Raw genomic sequence first — 21,875 nt, 5'->3', positions numbered from 1 at the left:
GGAGTTAAGATAAATGAAAAAATTGATCAAATGGCTGGGCATCTTGTCTTTTTTTGTTGTTGTCCTGGCAACTGTCGCGACAATTGTCGTGCAGGCCATTGAAGATGCGGAAGAACGGCATGCGGTTGAAGATACGATTGAGCGGCAGCAGACTGAAGGAATAGAAAATAGTCCTATTTCAATAGATGAGGTTACATTTTTAGTAGAAAATAGAGGGGCAGTGTACTGGTCAGATGAAGAGGGCCAAAGCGGGAATATTTCATTTAGATATGAACCTTCAAAAAATGAAGTTGAATTTCTCGGGAATGAAAGTTCCGAGGAGTATCCATACGCCCGTCACTATAAAGAGTTTGTAGAAGCTATTTCTGCGCACTATTAAAGTAGAAAGAAGAAAGTGATTTAGAAAACAATTTTCGTAAAATAAGTAAAGGCTGGGGGGAGTAAACTTCTAGCCTTTTTTGTATTTGGCTACTATATTTTTGAAAGTCAGATTTTTTACGTAGATTATGAAGCAGAGAAGAAATGGAAAACAGAATCACGGAGGGGACTCATTTTTCAAAAGTTGACTGTGGTTACATCTCAAATAAACGAAACATAAAACTATGGCAGACGTTTCATCACTTTTAGAGGAGTAAATACAGGCTAAATAGCGGGAAAGCGTGCTAAACTTAAAGAACAAACGGTTCTTGGAGGAGGACGTCCAAATGAAATGGAAAGACAGGAGGAAAAGTAAAAACGTACAAGACCGAAGAGGGCGCAGTGGCAGAGGTGGTTTAGCAGGTAGTATGATGGGTGTTGGTGGAATCGGTGGAATCATTCTTTTCTTGCTTTTTTCTGTATTGGGCGGAAATTTTAGAGGGATAGAAACACAAGCACCAACAGAGGTGAACGATCCGCCCACTACTGAGGGACACTATACGACAGCCGCAGAACAGGAATTATATGATTTTGTTTCGGTTATATTAGCTGATACAGAAGATGTTTGGCAGACTATTTTTGAAGAGAATGGATCGATTTATACAGAACCTACTCTAGTTGTCTACAACCGGCAAGTCCAATCTGCTTGTGGAGTCGCAGGATCATCAACAGGGCCTTTCTACTGCCCCGCAGACAAACAACTCTATATTGATTTAAGTTTTTATGATGACCTACGCTATAACTTCAATGCGCCAGGAGACTTTGCAATGGCATATGTCGTTGCGCATGAAGTGGGACACCACGTGCAAACAGAATTAGGGATCACAAAGGATTTTCGAAAAGCACAAGGAACACTAACAGAGGCCGATGCAAATGCTTTATCTGTCCGGTTTGAGCTACAGGCGGATTATCTAGCCGGTGTCTGGGCACATCATGCTGAAGGGATGGGGTACTTAGAGGATGGAGACTATGCAGAAGCGCTGACTGCCGCAGCTGCAATCGGGGACGACCGTATCCAGAAACAAGCGCAGGGATATGCAGTTCCAGACAGTTTTACTCATGGGACTTCCCAGGAACGGATGTACTGGTTTGAAAGAGGGTTTGAAACAGGTGATTTGTCTCGTGGAGATACTTTTAGCTGGGATGGAAAATTTTATTGAGCAATAGTTTGAATGAAATAGTTTTCAAAAAAATAGCCGGTCGTAGTTCATACTGGACTACAACTGGCTATTATTATTTATCCAAATCTTCGCCATCCCATTGAGCATAAAAATCTTGCAGAAAAGTCTCCATGGTTTTGTGGAAATGGTCGGCACGTTTCTTGCCAGCCTCCGTATTCATCCGATCCTTCAGCAGTAAGAGTTTTTCATAGAAATGTCCGATCGTACCTTGTTCATCAACAGTCTTTCCATCAGGATCATAGAGTGGTCGATCCTCAGAACCGCCATAAGCGAAAGCACGTGCAATTCCAACAGCACCAATGGCATCCAAACGATCAGCATCTTGAACGATCGCTCCTTCAATCGTTTGCATTTTATGTGTGTTCGTTCCTCTTTTGAAAGAAATATGGTTTACGATGTATATTACTTCCTTTGTAATGGATCCATCAAGAGAGTAACAAGATAACCAGTCGTTTAGAATCCGTTCACGATCAGAATCCGTATAACCAAATTTATGGTCAGCTACGTCGTGCAATAAAGCAGCGAGACCAGTGATCAATTTATCTGCGTGCTCTTCTTCACTAAGCTGTAGAGCAGTATTGTATACACGCAAAGTGTGGTACCAATCATGCCCCGTCGTATCTTTTTGTAAAAAAGGTTTTAAACGCAATTGCAAATCGATCAATATATCCATGGTTGTCATATAAGAGCTCCTTTCTTTGCTTGTTCATTATACTAAGAATCAACAGAATGCGCGAACACTGAATTGACTCAAGGAGCACTATTTCAAAAAGGCCTATTGATTGAAAGAAAGAGTAGCAATTTGTATACTAAATTAGACAAGGAATAGTCTAAGGAGGTCGAGATAGTGAAAAATCAACAACACCCTTTTCTTATTGAGGCGATCGAACGAACAGTCGAAAAGTATGATCACGAATATTCCTTTACAAGGCATCCAAAAGGGTTCAAACTTTATTTTTGCCAGCATCCTTTTCACTTTGATTTTAAAAATGAAAAAGTGGGATGGACAGTAGCGCTTGTATCTAAACCGCATGATAAGAAAGGTAGTTATCAAGATATCATTCATATGTATGAAGAATTTATCCCTCTCATTCATCAGTTTAATAATAAGAATAAAGCCGACTTAACAAATGAAAAATCACATTTAGTCAAGCATTTGGAAGAAATCGATCAATTTTTCTATTCACTCAAAGATTTATTGGCCAGCAAGCATCAGACAGATCAAACCGTCGTGTACTCATTTAAAATAACAGGAGACCAACTTGTTCAGCCTATGGCCTCTATTCATTATATCGAATCGGAACAGTGTTGGAAAATGAATGTATTCGGATTTAGTCAAGGAGCACAGATCATTCCTCCATTTGATGCAATTTATCAAAAGGGACAGCAGTTACTCTTTCGATTAAATACAGAGTTACAATAACAGGAGGGGACCGGATGCCTGAAATCGACCCAAAGCATTTTCTCTATTACCCATTGGGTATGTTTACAGGGCTTGCTTTAGTGTACTATTTTTTTGACATTCCTATTTATGTAGTATTCATTGCACTGCTTGTGGTGATTGGTTATTTTATACTCCTCATTTATTTTGAATTGATGAATAAATAAAGCTGAATCTTTTAAACGGAGAGAAGTCCATTTAAAAGATTCAGCTTTATTGTGCAGTAAATCGGATCAGTCATTCAAACTATCTTGGAAGTTGGATGAGGCAAAGCTAGAAGGGACATCGATCCCGCTAGCATTGTATTGTTCCCCATTCATAATGGAATTTTTTACGATAACATAATCTACTTTACGAATGGCTTCGACTTCATTCCCACCAGCGTAAGAAATAGCTGATTGTAAGTCTTCTTTCATTTCTTGTAGGGTAGATTGGATATCCCCTTTGTATTGTGTCAATATTTTTTTTCCTTCGACGTTTCTTTTTTCCCCTTTTTGGAATTGAGAAGCACTTCCGAAGTATTCTTTGTAAAGCTGGCCGTCATGTTCAACAATTTCTCCCGGAGTTTGGTCGTGTCCGGCAAATAAGGATCCAATCATGACCATGGAAGCACCAAAACGAATCGATTTAGCGATATCACCATGTGTTCGGACACCTCCGTCAGCAATCAAAGGCTTCATAGCCACTTTTGAACAAGAAGACAAGGCTGCTAGTTGCCAACCACCGGTACCGAAACCGGTTTTTAACTTAGTTGTACAGACTTTCCCAGGTCCGATGCCCACTTTGGTCGCATCTGCCCCGGCATGTTCCAGTTCACGAACAGCTTCAGGTGTCCCTACGTTTCCCGCAATTAAAAACGTATCTGGCAAGTGTTTTTTTACGTGTGCGATCATATCGAGAACCAGCACCGAATGACCGTGTGCCACATCGATGGTGATATATTCTGGAAGACAATTTTCTTCTCTCAGTATTTCCACAAAAGCATATTCATCTTGTTTTACGCCTAAACTGATGGAAGCAAATAAGCCTTTTTCATGCATTGATTTGATAAAGTTAAAGCGTCTTTCTTCTTCAAAACGATGCATGACATAAAAATAATCACGTTCGGCTAACCAAATAGCCAAGGGTTCATCAATGATGGTTTGCATATTAGCAGGTACGACCGGCAATGCAAAGCGTCTATTTCCTAATTGAACAGATGTATCACATTCAGAACGGCTACGAACAATGGATTTTGCTGGGATCAACTGGATATCTTCATAATCAAATACTTTCATTTTATAGAAAACCTCTTTCGTTAGCGAATTAGGGTTAAAAACGAACAATTTCATACTAAACATATATAAATTTTCGTCCCTGATATACTCTAACGAATAAATGGGCAATTGTCAAAGGAAAAAAGCGGTAAAAAGCAAAAAATCAATCCAATAATCGTTTATAGAGTAAATCGATCCCAAATGCCCCTAGTGGAGCGGTGATCAAAATGGCTAAAACAGCTACAGTTAAGATCGTATTTCCACTTTCCAGTCCGTAAGCTAAGGGGACGCCACCGATAGCCGCCTGTACGGTAGCTTTTGGCATATACCCAATGATCGTGAACAGTTTTTCTTTCTTTGAGAGTGCAGACGGAACAAGACTCAAAGCAACACCAATGGCTCTAAAAACGAGTGCAGCCATGATCAGAATGAAGGCTGCGAATCCTGCGGCTAAAGCATACTGAATATCCACTGTGGCGCCGACTAAAACGAACAACAGAATTTCTGCTCCGACCCAAATTTTATTGTATTTTTGTTCCAGACGAACTGCGAGAACAGGATAAAACTGATTCAAGGTCACACCTAAACTCATAATGGCGAGTAATCCTGAAAAGGAAAAGAAGCCTTGTAACTGATCTTCAAAAGCCAACAATAAGAACGATAAGCTTAAAATGATGATCACTTTAGCCGAGTCGCGTAAATGTACTTTTTTGAAAAAATAGACCAACGCCATTCCGACACTAAATCCAAAGACAATACCAAGAAGAATCGTTACCGGAATCTCTAAAAATTGAGACGCTTCAAAACCGGCGGATCCACTAGCTACTGTTAAAAAGGAAGAGAATAAGACAATGACAAAAATATCATCTAAGGAGGCTCCTGCCAAAATCAATTGGGGGATACGATTTTTCTGCCCGTACCCTTCTTCTTTGATTTTGATCATCTTGGGCACGATCACAGCAGGTGAAACGGCAGCTACTACAGTCCCCATCAAGGCAGCTTCTATATAGGTCAAGTCAAATAATAGAGGGGCAATGAGTACGATGGCCGCAATTTCAAATAGTGCTGGGATGAAAGCCATTAAAAAAGCGGGGATGCCAATTTTCTTCAAGTCCGTTGTATTGAGTGCTAACCCTGCCCGTGTCAAGATAATGACTAATGCTAGCTCTCTTAATTCGCTTGAGATAGATAAAATACTCTCATCTAACAGATTCAACGCAAAGGGCCCAAGAAGCATGCCGGTCAGCAACATGCCAATTAAACGAGGCAAGCCTACTTTAGAAAATATTCCGCCGAGTGCGGTTCCAGTCAAAAATATAAGTGCGAGACTTGTCAACATAAAAAAACTCCTTATAATAGTAATATGAATTTTTAAAAACACAGTTAGTATAGCACTAAATACAATAGATTAGTATGAAATAAGCACAACGATTGATAGAGAGACAAGATTATCTGTATACTGAATAATAAACAGAAGGACGTGAAACAATGAATTGGAAGAAAGAAAATGTATTCAGACCCAAAATAATGGTTTGGCTAGGGCTATTTCTTGTGATTCCTTTTGTTCTTTTAGCTATTGCGAGCTTGTATGAATGGGGACTGCTTGGGTGGATCGATGATGAAATCGGGATGGAAATAGTGGGAAATCGACATCCTTTCTTAAATCCTATAATGACGTGGATCACGCATTTAGGAGGAGTAACAGCTAGTGTTGTGATCCTCATGGGAATTACGGGGTATCTCTATTTTATATTAAAAGAAAAGGCATTGGCAGTGTGGTATGTCCTAACTGTAGCTTTAGGTGCAGGTGGGCTCAATCAACTGTTTAAATATTTACTTGAACGGGAACGTCCGACTGAAATAGAACAGTTGATTCAACAAGGGGGCTACTCTTTTCCAAGTGGCCATTCAATGGGTTCATTGGTCGTCTATGGTGGGCTAGTCTTCTTATTTGTGCAATTAGGAAAAGGAAGAGTGAAGAAGCTTGTGGCAGCAATTGTAGCGGGGCTGATCATTTTCCTCGTAGGCATCAGTCGGGTCTATCTGGGCGTTCATTTCCCATCAGATGTCATTGGTGGTTATTCATTGGGAGCGGCGGCCTTAGCTTTTAGTATCGCTCTCTATGGTTTGTGGAAAGCCGAGAGGACGAATCAATAAATTATAGAAGAATAAACAAAAGAACAAAGCTTAGTAGATAGGATCGATCGGCTAACACAAAAAATGAGACAATATAAAACACTTTCGAAATGGTATAATCAAGAAAATGCCATGACGGAAGTGTTTTTACATAGAAAAAAACGTGGATTCAAGCAAAGCGAAATGGAGAGTGACTAGCTAGACCCTCTCTATTTACTAATTACTAAAGGAAAAATAGTTTTTTCAAGCTGGGGACGATCGTATAGCGAAACAGACTAAATAGATAAAATGAGCTTTTCTTGAAAGAACTGACAAAACAAAAAATGGTCAAGAAATAGAGAGAAAGAAGGCGCTGGAATGGAAACGGAAGTAAACACTAAAAAGTCGATGAAGGAATTTTTCTCTTTATTGAATCAATTCAATTGGCCAAAAGGCAGGATGATGATCGCACTGGTATTGTCTTTATTTTCAACCGGTGCGAGTTTAGTTATTCCGCTTGTTACAAAAGAATTGGTAGATTCTCTAACGATGGCATCTTTTAGCTGGAAAACAGGATTGTTTTTATTCGCTGTTTTTGTCGTCCAGGCAATATTAGGAGGGATCTCGCTTTATCTGTTGGCCTACGTAGGAGAAACGATTGTTGCAGACTTGCGTGTCAAATTATGGAGCAAAGTTCTTAGATTGCCTGTTTCCTATTACGATGATAATGAAACAGGGGAGACGATGAGTCGAATCACGCAAGATACAGCATTATTGAAACGACTCGTGTCAGAACACCTCGTGTCGTTCATCACAGGGATCATATCCATTGTGGGTGCGGTGGGAATTTTATTTTATTTGGATTGGAAAATCACGCTCCTCATGCTTATCAGCATACCGATAAGTTTTGCCATCATCTTGCCGCTCGGCAAAATCACCTATAAGATTGCACGAGCAACTCAGGCAGAAATGGCGAAATTTTCCGGTCACCTAAGTAGGGTGTTGGGTGATATCCGTTTAGTGAAGGCTTATCGGGCAGAACCCAATGAAGGTGAGAAAGGGGAGAAAGCGATCCGGTCCTTATTTTTATTCGGTTTGAAAGAAGCAAAGATCCAGTCGATCATATCCCCCGTAATGACCTTTGTAATGATGAGTATAGTCGTCATCATTCTCGGATATGGCGGGTCTCAAGTGTCGAAAGGTCTATTGAGTGCAGGAACACTCGTCGCGATTATATTCTTATTGTTCCAAATCGTTCTCCCCTTTGCACGGATGACTCAAGTGTTTACGATTTTTCAAAAAGCGATCGGGGCAACGGAACGGATTCAGCAGATCCTCGATATGGATAGTGAAAGCACTGAAGGGGTGAGTGTCGTTCCCAAAGGTGCATTGCGTTTCGAGTCGGTCGATTTCGCTTATGAATCGGGTAAAGAAGTACTAAAGGATGTCACATTCCAGGTACGACCCGGGACCATTACGGCATTTGTTGGTCCGAGTGGAGGAGGAAAGACAACGATTTTCTCACTCTTGGAACGCTTTTATATACCCACAAAGGGAAATGTTTTCATGGGGGAGACACCCATTCAAGACATTGCACTATCCGACTGGCGAAAGCGGATCGGATATGTGTCCCAGGAGAGTCCGTTGTTAAGTGGGACGATTTTAGATAATATCGCATTTGGACTGGAAACTCGGCCTTCAATGGAAGATGTCCAGAACGCGGCGCAGGCGGCAAATGCCCTTCCGTTCATCGAGGAGATGCCGGATGGGTTCGAAACGCTTGTTGGAGAAAGGGGCATGAAACTTTCCGGTGGTCAACGTCAGCGAATCGCCATTGCACGAGCGCTATTAAACGACCCTGAGCTTCTGTTGTTAGACGAAGCGACCTCCAATTTGGACAGTGGTTCCGAGGCGCATGTGCAGGAAGCACTACAACGCTTGATGGAAGGGCGAACGACGCTGATAATCGCCCACAGGCTGTCAACCATTATCGAAGCAGATCAGCTTATTTTCTTAGAATCGGGACGCATTACTGGAATCGGGACGCATTTTGAGTTGATCGATTCCCATTTGTTGTACCGAGAATTTGCAAAAAGACAAGGATTGCTATTATAAGTTGAGTATTATGGATTAAAGAGATTTAATAATTACGAATAGTATTGTCAAAATACTTGAACATGTATAGTTAGAAATATAAAAAAGGTCTATGAAAAGATTAGAAAAGCCGCAATTGAATCAAATAATGATAGAAAGTGGACATGGAGAAAGGTTTAATAGAAATATATTTATAGTCAGTAAAATTTCCATATAAAATAATTGGATAGAATGATTATTTTATATGGAAAATTATAAAAGTACTTTAAACAGTGTAGAAAAGTACGAATAATTAAATTAGTGTATTATGTGATAGAAGATGTGAAAATTGATAAAACTTAATTTTTAAGTGTGTATTGTTTCAAGCATACCTTGTTCACGATACTCTTTTTAAGTTGAATCTATAAAGAGTATTGCCTTAGTCGCGTTATTAGTGTAGGTTTTAAGTGTTAATTAAATGTAATAGAATTGAGTAATAAATTGAAGGCAAGGTATGGATATTTATATATATATTATGGTGAGAATGTGGATTGACAAATAGAAAGGTTGAAGCAGTAGAATAATTAAAATCAAAAAATAGACTATAAGGAACAAAAATTAAAGGAGTTGTTTTTTATGTTGACTAAATTAAAAAAATTAATCAAAGAAGAAGACCCTAAAAATCCATACACAGATAGTCAGCTAGCACATTATCTAAACACTTCAAGAGAGACAGTAACTAAGCTAAGAATAGAACATTCTATTTCAGATTCTCGCGATAGAAGGGCAGAAATCATTGAAAAAGAGATTATTGATATTTTAACAGACAACTCAAAATTATCTGAACGAAAGTTGACTGAATTATTAAATGAGCGTGGATTTAAAATTGCTCGGTCCTCTGTTAATAAGTTGAAAAAAGAAATTATGGACAGCAACTTTAGTAGTGAAAATGAGGTTGCGGATAAAAAATATAACCCTTTCAATACAATAATAGGAGTTGACGAAAGTTTAAAAACACAAATAAATCAAGCAAAGGCTTCTGTACTCTACCCTCCCAGAGGATTACACACTCTTATAACAGGTCCGTCAGGCTCTGGGAAAAGTTTTTTAGCAAAAAATATGTATGAGTACGCTAAAACAACTTCTAATTTTAATGAAAATTCTCCTTTTGAAATTTTAAATTGCGCTGATTATGCCGATAATCCACAGCTATTACTCTCTCAACTATTTGGTCATACTAAAGGTGCATTTACCGGTGCAGGTGAAGATAAAAAAGGATTGGTAGAAATTTGTGACAAAGGAATTCTGTTCTTAGATGAAATTCACCGATTACCACCAGAAGGACAGGAGATTTTATTTTATTTGTTAGATCAAAAACTTTACAGAAGGATGGGAGAAACAGAACTTACCCACTCAAGTGATTTACTACTAATCGGAGCTACAACAGAAGATCCTTCAGAGGCATTGTTATTGACTTTTAGACGAAGAATCCCAATAGCAATTAATTTGCCAGGGTACCACGAGCGAACCATTAAAGAACGATTTGAGTTTATTGAATTATTTTTTAAAGATGAAAGTAAACGCGTGGGAAAACCATTTAAAATTAAACGAGATGTAATAAAGTCATTTTTATCTTATTCTTGTCAAGGTAATATAGGGCAATTAAAAAGTGATATTCAAGCCACTTCTGCTAAAGGGTTTCTACAGTCCACTTTAAATCTTCAAAAAAATGTATTAGTAACTTTCCAAGACCTACCGCGATTTATTATGGACGAAATTATCAATAAGAGTTACTTTGATACAGAAGTATACTCGTATAGTTTAGATGATTTACTTATTGATGAAAGTGATAACAAACAATTAGTTCATTCTCCAAGTAATCTAGAAACGACGACTATTTATGATTACATTGAAAACACCTATAACACAATGAGATCAGAAGATTATACTATAAATCAAATAAATAAAGTCTTAAGCCAACAACTAGATAACGAGATGAAACGGTTATCAAAAGTAATTAATAACAAAGAGATGAATCATGAAATTTTACAAAATGTCATCGGGAAAAAGGCAATAGATGCAGCAAAAGGAAGCTTTGAAATTGCTAAAAAATATATTTCTAACTTGGATCCTAATCTTTTTTTCCCATTATCAATTCATTTAAATTCGGCTATAAATCGATTCTTATTAAATAAAGGAACAAAAAATCCTAATTTAGTCAATATAAAACATAAGTATGTTGAAGAGTTTCAAGTAGCCACCCGTATCAAAATATATATAGACCAACAATTCAACGTGGATTTATCTGAAGATGAAGTAGGATTTATAGCAATGTACCTGAAAAACTTTAAAGGAAGTGTTCAAAAGAATACTCAAAAAATTGGAGTCGTTGTTTTATCTCATGGCCATGTTGCTAAAGGGATGGCAGAAGTAGCAAATAAGTTGCTAGGTGTAACTCATGCTATCGGTTTGGAAATGGGATTAACAGACTCACCTAATTTAATGTTAGAAAAAACACTGCCTATCATAGAAAAAGCTAATCAAGGAAAAGGGGTTATAATATTAGCGGATATGGGTTCTTTAATTCTTTTTGGAGATATTATAACTGCACGTACAGGTATTGATGTCCGTGTTATAGGGCGAGTGGATACCCTAATGGTAATTGAATCAGTCAGACGTTCATTATTACCCGAAGATACGCTAGAAGATATTGCAAAAGATATTGATACAAAACAATTTTTGACAGGAAGTACGTTTGTTGATTCTATAAAAAAAGAAAAAGCCATCATTACCCTTTGTTTAACAGGTGAGGGAGCTGCACAAGTACTAAAAAACTATATTGAAACGTCCATTGAACGCATTCCTGATAATATTGAAATTCTTCCTGTCGGTTATTTTTCAAGTAAAGATACCTTTAGTAAATTAGATGAGATATCGCAATCAAAAGAAATTATAGCCATCATTGGAACAGTCAATTTAAACTATGAAAATGTTCCGTTTATGTCAGCAGAAACACTATTTAACGATAGCGATAAGCTGATTAACATAATACAAAAGGATAAATTGATCATACCTAAAAACCCATTAAAAGATTTGATTGATTTAGATTCTATATATGTAGAAGAGAAATTTATTATGAAAAATGATGTTATTGACAAAATGGTGACTCAATTAGAAATACAGGAGGATGTAAATCTCGATTATTCTTTGAGTGTTTATAAAAGAGAAACAATGGGAAACACTTATTTAGAAGGAGGAATTGCGATTCCACATGGGGAAGGTGAATTTGTAACAAATCCAGCCATAGTGGTTACAAAATTGGCCAAACCAATTATATGGGAAAACAATCAATATGTTGACATAATTTTTATGCTTGCACTTACCGAAAAAAATACTGAAGAAATTGAACACTTATACAAGGTTATCTATAGCAAAGACACTATAGATAACCTTCAATCTGCAACTTCTCCCCAAGAGATATACTCCATTTTGACAAAAAATACAATTTGAGCCAAAAGTTGGCATGGTATTTGCTTAATATAAAGTGAGAGGGGAGGTTGAAAAATGACAGAGAGTAATTTTCCAAAAGTTACGATTATCTTAAGAGGCTATAATTTTGAACAGGTAAATACTGTAATACAATTATTAGAAGAAGAAAACAAACAAGAGAAGTATGCACTTGAAATTACTTTAAATTCACCAGATGTATTTAAAACGATTAAGAAAATATCTAATAAGTATGGCGGTAAATTTCATATTGGTGCTGGGACAGTATTAAATCTTGAAGATACAAAAAGAGCGATTCAGTCAGGCGCTAAATTTATTTTATCTCCTATTAAACTGGAAAAAGAGGTTATAAAATATTGTAATAATAACAATATAATTGTTGTGCCAGCAGCTATGACACCTTCTGAAATAGTTGAGTTAAAAACAAATGGAGCAGATATTATAAAAGTTTTTCCAGCAAGAACAGTAGGGTACAAATTCTTTAGTGATGTCCAATCGCCATTAGGGAAACTTCCTCTGATGGCTGTTGGAGGAATAACTGCCGAGAACACTTATGCTTTTTTTGAAAACGGTGCAAGCTTTGTCGGGATTGGTTCCGGAATATTTAATAAAGAGGATATAATAAACCAAGATATAAAGAACTTGAAGAAATCTTTGAACTCTTTTGAAGAAAAGAATAACATCAATAAATAAAGAAAGGAAAGTCATTATGGATCTTGATCTTAGCAAAAGCTTGGTTTTTATAGACTTAGACTTAAATACAAAAGAAGAGGTACTCTTATTTCTTTCAGAAGAGTTATGTAAACGAGATTTAGTAAAAGCTGAATATCAACAAGCTATTTTAGAAAGAGAAAAAGTTTACCCCACTGGGTTACCTTCACCAGGAGTGAACATAGCCATACCTCATGCAGATAACAATTTAGTGAATGAGACCTCGATAGCGATTGGAATATTAAAGAAGCCAGTTCTCTTTAACTCAATGGAAAATACAGAAACTGAGTTAGGTGTCCAAATGGTTATAATGCTAGCTATTAAAGAACCACATGGACAAATAGAAATGTTGCAAAAGGTAGTAACTATCATTCAAAATGAAGAATTAACAAATAGAATTGTAAACACTTCGAATAAAAGTGGAGTTTTAGAAATGTTAGAGCCATATTTATATCAAAAGCAAGAATAAAATAGGAGGAATTTAAAATGAAAAGAGTTTTAGTAGCTTGTGGAAATGGAATTGCAACATCAACAGTAGTAGCTTCAAAAATAAAAGAATATGCAGAAAATGAAAGAATAAATATTAAGACCGAACAATGTAAATTAATGGAGGTTCCTGGAAAAGGAGACGATTATGATTTAGTTGTAACAACTGGACAATTTGGCGGACAAGTTAAAACTCCCGTGGTAGGTGGATTATCATTATTAACTGGTGTTGGTAAAGAAGAGACCTTAAAAGAGATTTTGAGCTATTTAAAATAAAAAAAGACTGAGGAGGAAAAATTATGTGGGATGCAATAATGTCAGGTTTCGATTGGATCATTGGCGCTGGTCCAACAGTAATGTTGCCCATTGTTATAACTGTTATTGGCTTGTTTTTTGGCTTGAAATTAGGCAAAGCATTTAAATCTGGTTTAACATTAGGGATTGGGTTTGCCGGGATTAGATTATTACTAGATTACATGGCTTCAAATCTCGGCCCTGCTTCTCAAGCAATGGTGGATAATATTGGTATTAATTTAGATGTTCTAGATGTAGGCTGGGGCTCTATAGCAGCTGTCACCTGGTCTTCTCCTATCATTGTGTTTATTGTTATTTCAATATTTGCAGTAAACATTCTCATGCTGTTAACTAGGACAACAAATACTTTAGATGTAGACATCTGGAATTATCATCATATGGCTATTGTTGGAATAATGGTTCACTATGTTACAAAAAATATATGGCTTGGGATTGGAGCTTCAGTTGTTATGGCGATTACAACTTTTAAAATAGCTGATTGGTCGCAGCCAATGATTGAAAAATTCTTTGGTATTCCGGGAGTTTCTCTACCAACAGTGTCAGCAACCTCCACGTTGGTGCTTGCTTGGCCTTTAAACTGGCTATTAGATAGAATTCCAGGAATAAAGAAAATTAATATTACTCTTAAAGATGTTCAAAAATATCTCGGGTTTTTCGGAGATCAAATGGTTCTAGGTTTAATTTTAGGATCAGCTATTGGATTATTAGGTGGATACGATGTCACTACTTCACTACAATTAGGTGTAAGTATGGCTGCGGTATTAGTCATTATTCCTAAAATGACCTCTTTATTTGTAGAAGGATTAATGCCCATCTCTGAAGCAGCACAAAACTGGTCTCAAAAGAAATTCAAAGACAGAAAATTGTTTATTGGTCTAGATGCAGCAGTTGTAGTTGGAAACCAAGATGTAATTACAACTGCATTAATTTTAATTCCTTTGACCATTGGACTCGCATTTATTTTGCCTGGAAATAGAATGTTACCTTTCGCTGATTTAGCGATTATTCCTTTTAGAATTGCTTTAATCGTTGCGCTCACACGGGGGAATTTTTTCAAGAATATTATTTTGGGATTAGCAACAAGTGCTGCAATTTTATATGCAGGTACGATTACAGCCCCTATCCTTACTGACCTTGCAGGTTCTGTAGGTATTGAAGTAGCTGTTGCTGGTGGCGCTCTATTGATTTCATCATTTTCAGCAACAAGCTTAACACATAGTTTCTTAGTATTTTTTGCTTTTGTTGGTCCGTTACTAGTTACGCTTCCTACGATGATAGTTATCATTGGGATTTTCTGGTATTACTTTGAAGTTATGAAACCTAAATCGAAGCAAGTTAGAGAACAAAGAGAATTAGAAATGGGAGAGCAGTCAACATAACTACTTGATGGGGGATATATAATGGAAATTACAGATATTAAAGTTTACAAGGTCAAACCGCGGTGGATTTTTATAAAAATTAGTACAGACGAAGGCATTGATGGCTGGGGAGAAATGATATCAGGTACGAAAACAGAGATGGTCGTCTCTGGTGCTTACGAAATGGGCAATAGAATTATTGGTCGAAATCCTTTTGAGATTGAAAGATTATGGCAAGAACTTCACCGCTCATTCTTTAGAGGTGGACCAATTAATGGAACAATTGTATCCGGAATAGAGATGGCTTTATGGGATATTAAAGGGAAATATTTTAATGTTCCTGTCTACGAATTATTGGGTGGAGCTGCACGTGATAACATAAAAGTTTATTCATGGATTGGAGGCGATAGGCCTGAAGATGTAGCGACTGAAGCTATGGATAGATATGATAGAGGGTTCAGAGCTGTTAAAATGAACGCCACTCAAGAATTGCATTATATCGACTCATTTAAAGAAGTACAAAAAGTAGTCGACAGATTTGCTTCTATACGGGAAAAATTAGGATATGAAATGGAAGTTGCCGTAGATTTCCATGGTAGAGTACACAAAGGGATGGCAAAAGTATTGGCTAGAGAGCTTGAACCTTTGAAACCTATGTTTTTAGAAGAAGTTGTACTTCCAGAAAATGAGGAGGCATTCTCTGAAATAGCACACCATGTAGCTACACCACTAGCAACTGGAGAACGCTTGTATAGTAGATGGGCTTTTAAAAACATCTTCAATCAAGGCAGTATCGACATCATTCAACCAGACGTTGCTTTAGTTGGTGGTATTTTAGAGACCAAGAAAATAGCAGCGATGGCTGAAGCTTACGATGTAGCTGTTGCACCACATGCTCCTTATGGACCAATTGCTTTAGCTGCAACGTTACAAGTTGATGCTTGTACTCCGAATGTGTTCATACAAGAGCAGAGTTTAGGCATTCACTACAATAAAGGTTTTGATTTATTAGACTTTGTTCATAATAAAGAAGTTTTCCAGTATAAAGATGGTTTTGTAGATCTTCCAACTAAGCCGGGTCTAGGACTGGAACTTAATGAAGAACTCATAGATGAAATTTCTCAAGAGGGGTTAGTGTGGACCAATCCAAAATGGAAAAATTATGACGGCACTATTGCTGAGTGGTAATTAAAAATCTGTTAAAACTGGGGGTAAAAGCTGATTTAGCTTTTACTCCCAGTTTTTACTAACTAAACCAATAATTATATTGCTAAAAAAGCTAGTCATACAGTATAGAGTTAGGTTTTAGGTAACACAAGATAAAAAGATCTCATGAAGATAGATTATTTTGATAGTGATTCAGTTTAATTTTATTAGAAAACAACTGATAAGTGAAAATATTCTTCTGAGTGTTTATATAATTCTATATTATATTTTTAAAAAGGAAACTATATTGAAAAAGACTGCTTTTCCTTAGATAGAGTACTAGAATTGATTTTTAGCGAAATAATAGATATGATGAGGTCATGCATGTTAGAAAGTGGTGAATTTAAATCTTGACTGATTTTTTTAAGTTAAATTGCCATTTAAAAGGAGTTGAAATCGGGTTTTGTTTGTAATTCTCCGTGAAATGAGAGTCGATACTTAATTCGTCAAAGAAAGGACATCACTATGAAAACATTTAAACGACTACCACGACATATAGGTGTCATCCCCGATGGGAACCGACGGTGGGCAACCTCTCACGGGATGCAGAAGCAAGAGGGATACCGTCACGGCGTCGGGCCTGGACTTCAACTCTATGAAGCTTGCCTAGAACTGGGCGTCGAAGAGATGACCTTCTATGGCTTTACGATGGATAATGTGAAACGTCCCTCTCTTCAAGCACGTGCATTTCAAAAGGCTTGTGTGGATTCCGTTCGCGAACTGCAAAAACTCGATGCCGACCTGCTAGTGATAGGGAATACCGATTCGAAAGTTTTTCCGGAAGAATTGAAACCCTATACGACTCGTACACGTTTTGGCGAGGGAAAGATGAAAGTGAACTTTCTTGTCAATTATGGATGGGATTGGGACTTGAATCAGGCTTTAAACGATGAGGAGACCCTTATCACTGGCAATGTGGGAAATCATATTGCCTCAAAAGATATCTCGCGTATCGATCTGATCTTGCGCTGGGGAGGCCAACGGCGCCTGAGCGGATTTCTACCAATTCAATCGGTCTACTCCGACTTTTATGTTCTGGAGGAATATTGGCCGGATTACAAAAAAGAGCAACTTTATGAAGCTCTCCATTGGTACCAAAACCAGGATGTTACTCTGGGTGGGTAAACAGATGAAAAAGGTAAACGCTCTGGTAGAGTGACACTCAATACTGTAAAGTGAACCAGTTGATTCGAGAAGACCAGTTGAACTCACCAAGAAACGATGAGAGTGTTTTTTGGTGAGTTTTTTTGTTTAGGAATGGGCCACCCTGTAAACCTCTGATGTGCTTCCTTTGGGTGAAAAAGGTTAGTAGATAAAATCAGTCTGGGCCGTCTCGGAAATGGACGACTGCCAACTTAGTAAAATTAGGATAAGAATGAACAGTAAAAAAAAGTTAGCCAATGTTATTCTTGAAAATAACGTTGGATAACTTCCTCGTCAGAATAAGGAATATTCTGTCCCTCAATCACTTGATACCCACCTGAACCAAGACCAGTGAGCAACACAATGTCACCCGCTTGAGCTTGAGAAAGAGCAGCATGAATAGCTTCTTCTCTCTGTAAGATGACTTGAACATTCCTTTTAGCACCTTGAAATCCCTTTAATACATCATCGGCAATCATCTGCCTGTCAAAAAAATGAGGGTGGTCAACACTGACAATAATTTCATCTGCTTTTCCTTCAACTGCCCTGGCTAGTTGAGGGCGCTGTCTAGGATCTCGCAACCCAACGCCTGTAATCAGTAAAATAAGCCGATTATGCGGTAAGTCTTGAGCTGTTTTCACAACGCTTTCCAATCCGCTGGGTGTATGAGCAAAGTCCAAAATGAGTGTATAGTCTGCGTAATGGTCAAAAACCTCAAAGCGTCCCGCTGTATTTCCAACCTCCTCCACAGCTTCTGCGAGTAAAGCAGGTGCGATATTTAATTGTAGACAAGCACAGATAGCTGCTAATAAATTGGAAACATTAAATGCTCCGTAAATAGGAGAGTGAACCTGAGCAGAAAAATCATGGATACGCAGTTCGAAATCAGTACCTTCTTTTCTAGTTTCAATAGCTTGAGCCATTACATCTGCTTCTTGTATTAAACTATAGGTCAGGAGAGGCCCCTCAAAGGAATGCAAAATATCTTGTGCCATTCCAAGATCATCCAAATTGACGACTGCAGTTTTGACCTGTCGGAAAAGTTTTAACTTAGCTTGCTTATATTCTTCAAAAGAAGAATGAAAATCGAGATGCTCAGGGGTCAAATTCGTATGGATCCCAACATCAAATAGCATATCTGCAACACGTTGTTGTTCAAGAGCAATAGAAGTCACTTCGATTGCAACCGCTTTCAATTTTTGTGTATAAAAAGTGTCCAGAGCTCTGTGCAGATCCGGGGCTTCAGGGGTCGTGTGTGTTGAGTGATTGAGATCGAGTTTGATTTGATCGTCCCATATGCCTGCGGTCCCGATCGAGCCAGTTGGAACACCTAAATAATTTAATAATGAACGGATATAGGAAACGACTGTTGTTTTTCCATTTGTCCCTGTTACGGCAAAGGTCGAGAGGTGGGTATAGCTACTGTTATAAAAAACAGCAGAAAAGCGAGCCATAAAATATTTTACATCATAAACGAGTATAAAAGTCGTTTCGGGATAGCGAAAAGAAAGGTGCCTCAAGTGTTGTGATTGTGTACCAATAATAACAGAGGCTCCTCGTGTCAAAGCATCTTCTATAAATTGATGGCCGTCAAATTTTTCGCCAGGAATACAGAAAAAAGCCGTATATTGTTTAACATTTTTCGAATTATATTCAAGAGATGAAACATGAGGGACAGGCTTTCCATAAATAGCACGGATCAAGCTACGGTCAAATTCTTTTTGAAAGTTGATCTTCATGTTCTTCCCCCTCATTTCGTTGGTCTCAATGACGGTCTGTATATGTCTAACTTACACTAAACAAAAATTAAAAAGCAAAGAAAAAAGCTTCTTAAATCAGATTTCAGCAGTCGAAATCAACTCAGTGCCTGTTAATGGATTTCTATAAAATCATCCAAAAACAATGGAAAGACAGCGGATAACAAATAAGTCCGATTAGGTGTCATTTAAAATAGAAACTTTTAAATTCTAAAACTATCTGGCTCCGTTAAAGGTTAGTGTGAGAGCGAGTGATGATACCCGCACGAAACAAATACAAGAGAGGCCGGTGAAGAAAATAGGTATAGTGCCCCAGAATGTTTCTGCATCTTTTCAACTATCGACAGCAAACGGTTGCTGCAATAGTAGCTCTCACCATTGATTTTCCGGAAAAGCTATTACTTGCGCAAAGCTCTATTCGAGTTTGTTCACATGTTGCCGCACGTTCATTTTGAGGGATCAGAGGCGTATGATCATATAAAAAAAGAAGAACCGGAAAAATCCGATTCTTCTTTACTAGTATCTTCTTATTTATTTTACTGCTTCGATTGCTTTTTTCAAGTCTTCTTCGACTTCTTGAGCAATAGCCTCTAGTCCGGCCACATCCATCATATCCATCAATAACGTTGGACGTAACATTCCTACAAAGACTTTTTCATCTTTTTCATACACGACTACTTTACAAGGCAAGAAATACCCAGCTTCAATGTCTTTGTCGAGAACAACTTTTGCTTGCTTAGGATTGCAGGCTTCCATTATTTGGAAGTTTTTATCAAAATCAAGCCCTTTAGCTTGGAGTTTATCTTTGAAATTCATTTCCCAAAGCACACCAAAACCGTATTGACTCATTTCTTCTTTAAGTGCAGCGATTGCGGAAGCAAAATCTTTACTTGTTTCTACTTTGAATTGAATATCCATTGTGTTTCCTCCTTGATTTTTTTTATGTGAATAGGGTACGGTTAAACTGTTTCACCGCGCCAAGCGGACATGCCACCCATCACATTAACTACATTGTAACCCGCATTCCCTAAATATTCACACGCCATGCTTGAACGTGATCCAGTAAAACAGATTACGTGGTATTCAGTATCTTTGTTTAATTCGTTAATGTTTTCGGGGAATCCACTAAGAGGCAACAATTGTGCACCTTTAATGTGTCCGGCTTGGTGTTCGTGAGTTTCACGTACATCCAAAACAACGACCTCTTCTTTTTTTAATTTTTGTTCTAATTCGGGTACTGAAATTGATTTATACATTTATTTTTCCACCTTTTCTGATTGGACAGTGCTATATAGACTGAATGCACCGTCAAGATTTTTAACCGTGTAGCCTTTTTGTTTCAATAAACGTTCAGCGATATAACTTCTTTGGCCACTAAAGCAGCTGACAATAATATTTTTATCAGTTGGCACTTCAGTTAAACGATCACGTAATTCATTTAATGGAATAACGAGCGAATTTTTCAAGCGGCCATCTTCGGTGACTTCTTTTTCGTCACGAACATCCAGCAATAACCAGCCATCCTTAATAAGGTCTTCTAATTCATACCATTGGATAGTATCAGAATGTCCTTCTAATACGTTCAACGCAGCATAACCAGCCATATTGACAGGATCCTTAGCAGAACCGAATGGTGGTGCATACGTAAACTCTAATTCAGGTAAGTCATGAACAGTTAAGTTCCCTTTTATCGCTGTAGCGATGATGTCGATCCGTTTGTCTGCACCATCTGCTCCGATAGCTTGTGCACCAAAGATTTTACCAGTTTTTGGATCGAATAGGACTTTTAACAGGAGATCTGTTGCATTTGGATAATAGCCCGCATGGTTTTTTCCTTGAACGTGAACCGTTTGATAAGGAATTTCACTCATTTTTAATTGACGTTCAGTTAATCCAGTTGAAGCAGCTGTCTGGTTGAACACGCGGACGATCGCCGTTCCGATGCTCCCTTTATTTGTACGCTTATAGCCACTGATGATATCGGCAACTTGTCTTCCTTGACGGTTGGCAGGAGAAGCTAGTGCTATCATAGCATCTTGACCCGTGATCTGTTGTTTGACAATGATCGCGTCTCCAACAGCATAGATATCTTTTACGCTTGTTTCATACTGATCATCCACTAAAATTCCGCCACGCATGCCTACTTTGACACCTGCGCTTTGGGCAAGGGTCGATTCCGGTTGAACACCGACAGACATTAAGGTAATGTCGCTCTCAAGACGCTCACCATTTTCCAAAACAACATATTTCCCGTTTTCTTCAAAGGCTTGTGCTGACAGACCGGTATAGAGTTTTACATTGTTCGCTTCGAGTTCTTTAGAGATGTAAGCGGCCATTTCTTCATCTAACGGAGGAAGAACATGCGGTGCTTTTTCGACAATAGTCACTTCGATACCACGGTGGACCATACTTTCGGCCATTTCTAAACCAATAAAGCCAGCGCCGATGACGACTGCTTTTTTCGGTTGATGTGCTTCAATGTATGCCATTATACCATCTACATCAGGAATAGAACGTAAAGTAAAGATATTTGAAGCTTCTTCTAATCCAGCTGCTGGTGGGATAAAAGGACGTGCACCAGGTGAAAGAATCAATTTATCATAAGGCAACTCGTATTCTTCATCTAGCGATTTCACACGAACCATTTTTTTGTCGCCATCGATCGCTACCGCTTCACTATTTGGGCGGACATCCAAGTTGAATCGATTTTTTAATTTTTCGGGTGTTTGAACGAGCAATTCTTCGCGATCTGTAATTTCTTGTGCAACGTAATAAGGAAGGCCACAGTTTGCGAAAGAAACATAAGGGCCTTTTTCTAATACAATTATTTCTGCGTCTTCATTTAAACGGCGTAAGCGAGTAGCAGCGGACATTCCGCCAGCGACGCCTCCAACTATAACGATTTTCAT

Annotated in this window: 20 protein-coding genes; 13 read left to right on the top strand and 7 right to left on the bottom strand. The window is 38.0% G+C overall.

The window, feature by feature from the left end; translation table 11 throughout:
• The first annotated feature begins 13 nt into the window (after positions 1–13).
• A complete protein-coding gene (locus H626_RS0103305; protein ID WP_027108073.1) occupies positions 14–379 on the top strand; it encodes a hypothetical protein in 366 nt (121 codons plus the stop codon).
• Between the two features lie 325 nt (positions 380–704).
• The gene (gene ypfJ / locus H626_RS0103300) at positions 705–1,577 is read left to right on the top strand and encodes a KPN_02809 family neutral zinc metallopeptidase (RefSeq protein WP_027108072.1); all 873 of its coding nucleotides are present in this window, start codon (positions 705–707) and stop codon (positions 1,575–1,577) included.
• 73 nt (positions 1,578–1,650) lie between these two features.
• On the opposite strand, the gene H626_RS0103295 is transcribed toward ypfJ, so the two are convergent.
• Positions 1,651–2,280 carry an HD domain-containing protein gene (locus tag H626_RS0103295; RefSeq protein ID WP_027108071.1) on the bottom strand — a complete coding sequence of 210 codons (630 nt, stop codon included), beginning with the start codon at positions 2,278–2,280 and terminating at the stop codon, positions 1,651–1,653.
• A 165-nt stretch (positions 2,281–2,445) separates the two neighbouring features.
• On the opposite strand from H626_RS0103295, the gene H626_RS0103290 reads away from it, so the two are divergent.
• Positions 2,446–3,021, top strand: coding sequence for a hypothetical protein (locus H626_RS0103290; protein WP_027108070.1), 576 nt, complete (start codon positions 2,446–2,448; stop codon positions 3,019–3,021).
• 14 nt (positions 3,022–3,035) lie between these two features.
• Complete coding sequence (locus H626_RS11420) at positions 3,036–3,206, top strand: hypothetical protein (protein ID WP_156883228.1); 171 nt, start codon at positions 3,036–3,038, stop codon at positions 3,204–3,206.
• Between the two features lie 66 nt (positions 3,207–3,272).
• Here the strand turns inward: H626_RS11420 and H626_RS0103280 are convergent, their stop codons facing one another.
• Together H626_RS0103280 and H626_RS0103275 are read right to left on the bottom strand one after the other, a co-directional pair.
• A complete protein-coding gene (locus H626_RS0103280; RefSeq protein WP_027108069.1) occupies positions 3,273–4,316 on the bottom strand; it encodes a GMP reductase in 1,044 nt (347 codons plus the stop codon).
• Positions 4,317–4,458: 142 nt separating this feature from the next.
• Positions 4,459–5,634, bottom strand: coding sequence for a cation:proton antiporter (locus H626_RS0103275; RefSeq protein WP_027108068.1), 1,176 nt, complete (start codon positions 5,632–5,634; stop codon positions 4,459–4,461).
• A gap of 149 nt (positions 5,635–5,783) precedes the next feature.
• On the opposite strand from H626_RS0103275, the gene H626_RS10515 reads away from it, so the two are divergent.
• The 9 genes from H626_RS10515 (at position 5,784) to H626_RS0103230 (ending at position 17,191) form a co-directional block, all read left to right on the top strand.
• Positions 5,784–6,452: a phosphatase PAP2 family protein gene (locus H626_RS10515; RefSeq protein WP_051237760.1), complete on the top strand. Its 669-nt coding sequence runs from the start codon at positions 5,784–5,786 to the stop codon at positions 6,450–6,452.
• A 336-nt stretch (positions 6,453–6,788) separates the two neighbouring features.
• Positions 6,789–8,525, top strand: coding sequence for an ABC transporter ATP-binding protein (locus H626_RS0103265; RefSeq protein ID WP_027108067.1), 1,737 nt, complete (start codon positions 6,789–6,791; stop codon positions 8,523–8,525).
• A gap of 594 nt (positions 8,526–9,119) precedes the next feature.
• On the top strand, positions 9,120–11,993 hold the full coding sequence (locus tag H626_RS0103260; protein WP_027108066.1) for a sigma 54-interacting transcriptional regulator: 2,874 nt from the start codon (positions 9,120–9,122) through the stop codon (positions 11,991–11,993).
• 54 nt (positions 11,994–12,047) lie between these two features.
• On the top strand, positions 12,048–12,683 hold the full coding sequence (locus H626_RS0103255) for a bifunctional 4-hydroxy-2-oxoglutarate aldolase/2-dehydro-3-deoxy-phosphogluconate aldolase (RefSeq protein ID WP_027108065.1): 636 nt from the start codon (positions 12,048–12,050) through the stop codon (positions 12,681–12,683).
• Between the two features lie 16 nt (positions 12,684–12,699).
• Entirely contained in the window at positions 12,700–13,170 is a 471-nt protein-coding gene (locus H626_RS0103250; RefSeq protein WP_027108064.1) for a PTS sugar transporter subunit IIA, read from the top strand.
• Between the two features lie 17 nt (positions 13,171–13,187).
• Positions 13,188–13,463: a PTS sugar transporter subunit IIB gene (locus H626_RS0103245; protein ID WP_027108063.1), complete on the top strand. Its 276-nt coding sequence runs from the start codon at positions 13,188–13,190 to the stop codon at positions 13,461–13,463.
• Positions 13,464–13,486: 23 nt separating this feature from the next.
• Positions 13,487–14,881 carry a PTS galactitol transporter subunit IIC gene (locus H626_RS0103240; RefSeq protein ID WP_035618434.1) on the top strand — a complete coding sequence of 465 codons (1,395 nt, stop codon included), beginning with the start codon at positions 13,487–13,489 and terminating at the stop codon, positions 14,879–14,881.
• A 21-nt stretch (positions 14,882–14,902) separates the two neighbouring features.
• A complete protein-coding gene (gene dgoD, locus H626_RS0103235; protein WP_027108061.1) occupies positions 14,903–16,048 on the top strand; it encodes a galactonate dehydratase in 1,146 nt (381 codons plus the stop codon).
• Positions 16,049–16,531: 483 nt separating this feature from the next.
• On the top strand, positions 16,532–17,191 hold the full coding sequence (locus tag H626_RS0103230; protein WP_027108060.1) for an undecaprenyl diphosphate synthase family protein: 660 nt from the start codon (positions 16,532–16,534) through the stop codon (positions 17,189–17,191).
• A gap of 278 nt (positions 17,192–17,469) precedes the next feature.
• On the opposite strand, the gene H626_RS0103225 is transcribed toward H626_RS0103230, so the two are convergent.
• The 4 genes from H626_RS0103225 to H626_RS0103210 all read right to left on the bottom strand — a co-directional run bounded on the left by H626_RS0103225 (position 17,470) and on the right by H626_RS0103210 (position 21,875).
• A complete protein-coding gene (locus tag H626_RS0103225; RefSeq protein ID WP_027108059.1) occupies positions 17,470–18,948 on the bottom strand; it encodes a UDP-N-acetylmuramoyl-L-alanyl-D-glutamate--2,6-diaminopimelate ligase in 1,479 nt (492 codons plus the stop codon).
• A 549-nt stretch (positions 18,949–19,497) separates the two neighbouring features.
• Entirely contained in the window at positions 19,498–19,884 is a 387-nt protein-coding gene (locus tag H626_RS0103220) for a DUF302 domain-containing protein (RefSeq protein WP_027108058.1), read from the bottom strand.
• Positions 19,885–19,925: 41 nt separating this feature from the next.
• A complete protein-coding gene (locus H626_RS0103215) occupies positions 19,926–20,222 on the bottom strand; it encodes a rhodanese-like domain-containing protein (RefSeq protein WP_027108057.1) in 297 nt (98 codons plus the stop codon).
• Positions 20,223–21,875, bottom strand: coding sequence for an FAD-dependent oxidoreductase (locus H626_RS0103210; protein WP_027108056.1), 1,653 nt, complete (start codon positions 21,873–21,875; stop codon positions 20,223–20,225). It abuts the gene before it with no gap.

It is taken from the genome of Lacticigenium naphthae DSM 19658 (genome assembly GCF_000425865.1).
In the GTDB taxonomy this organism is placed as follows: domain Bacteria; phylum Bacillota; class Bacilli; order Lactobacillales; family Carnobacteriaceae_A; genus Lacticigenium; species Lacticigenium naphthae.
The sequence above is the reverse complement of the archived record's forward strand: the minus strand, read 5'-3'. Positions and strand labels throughout refer to the sequence as shown.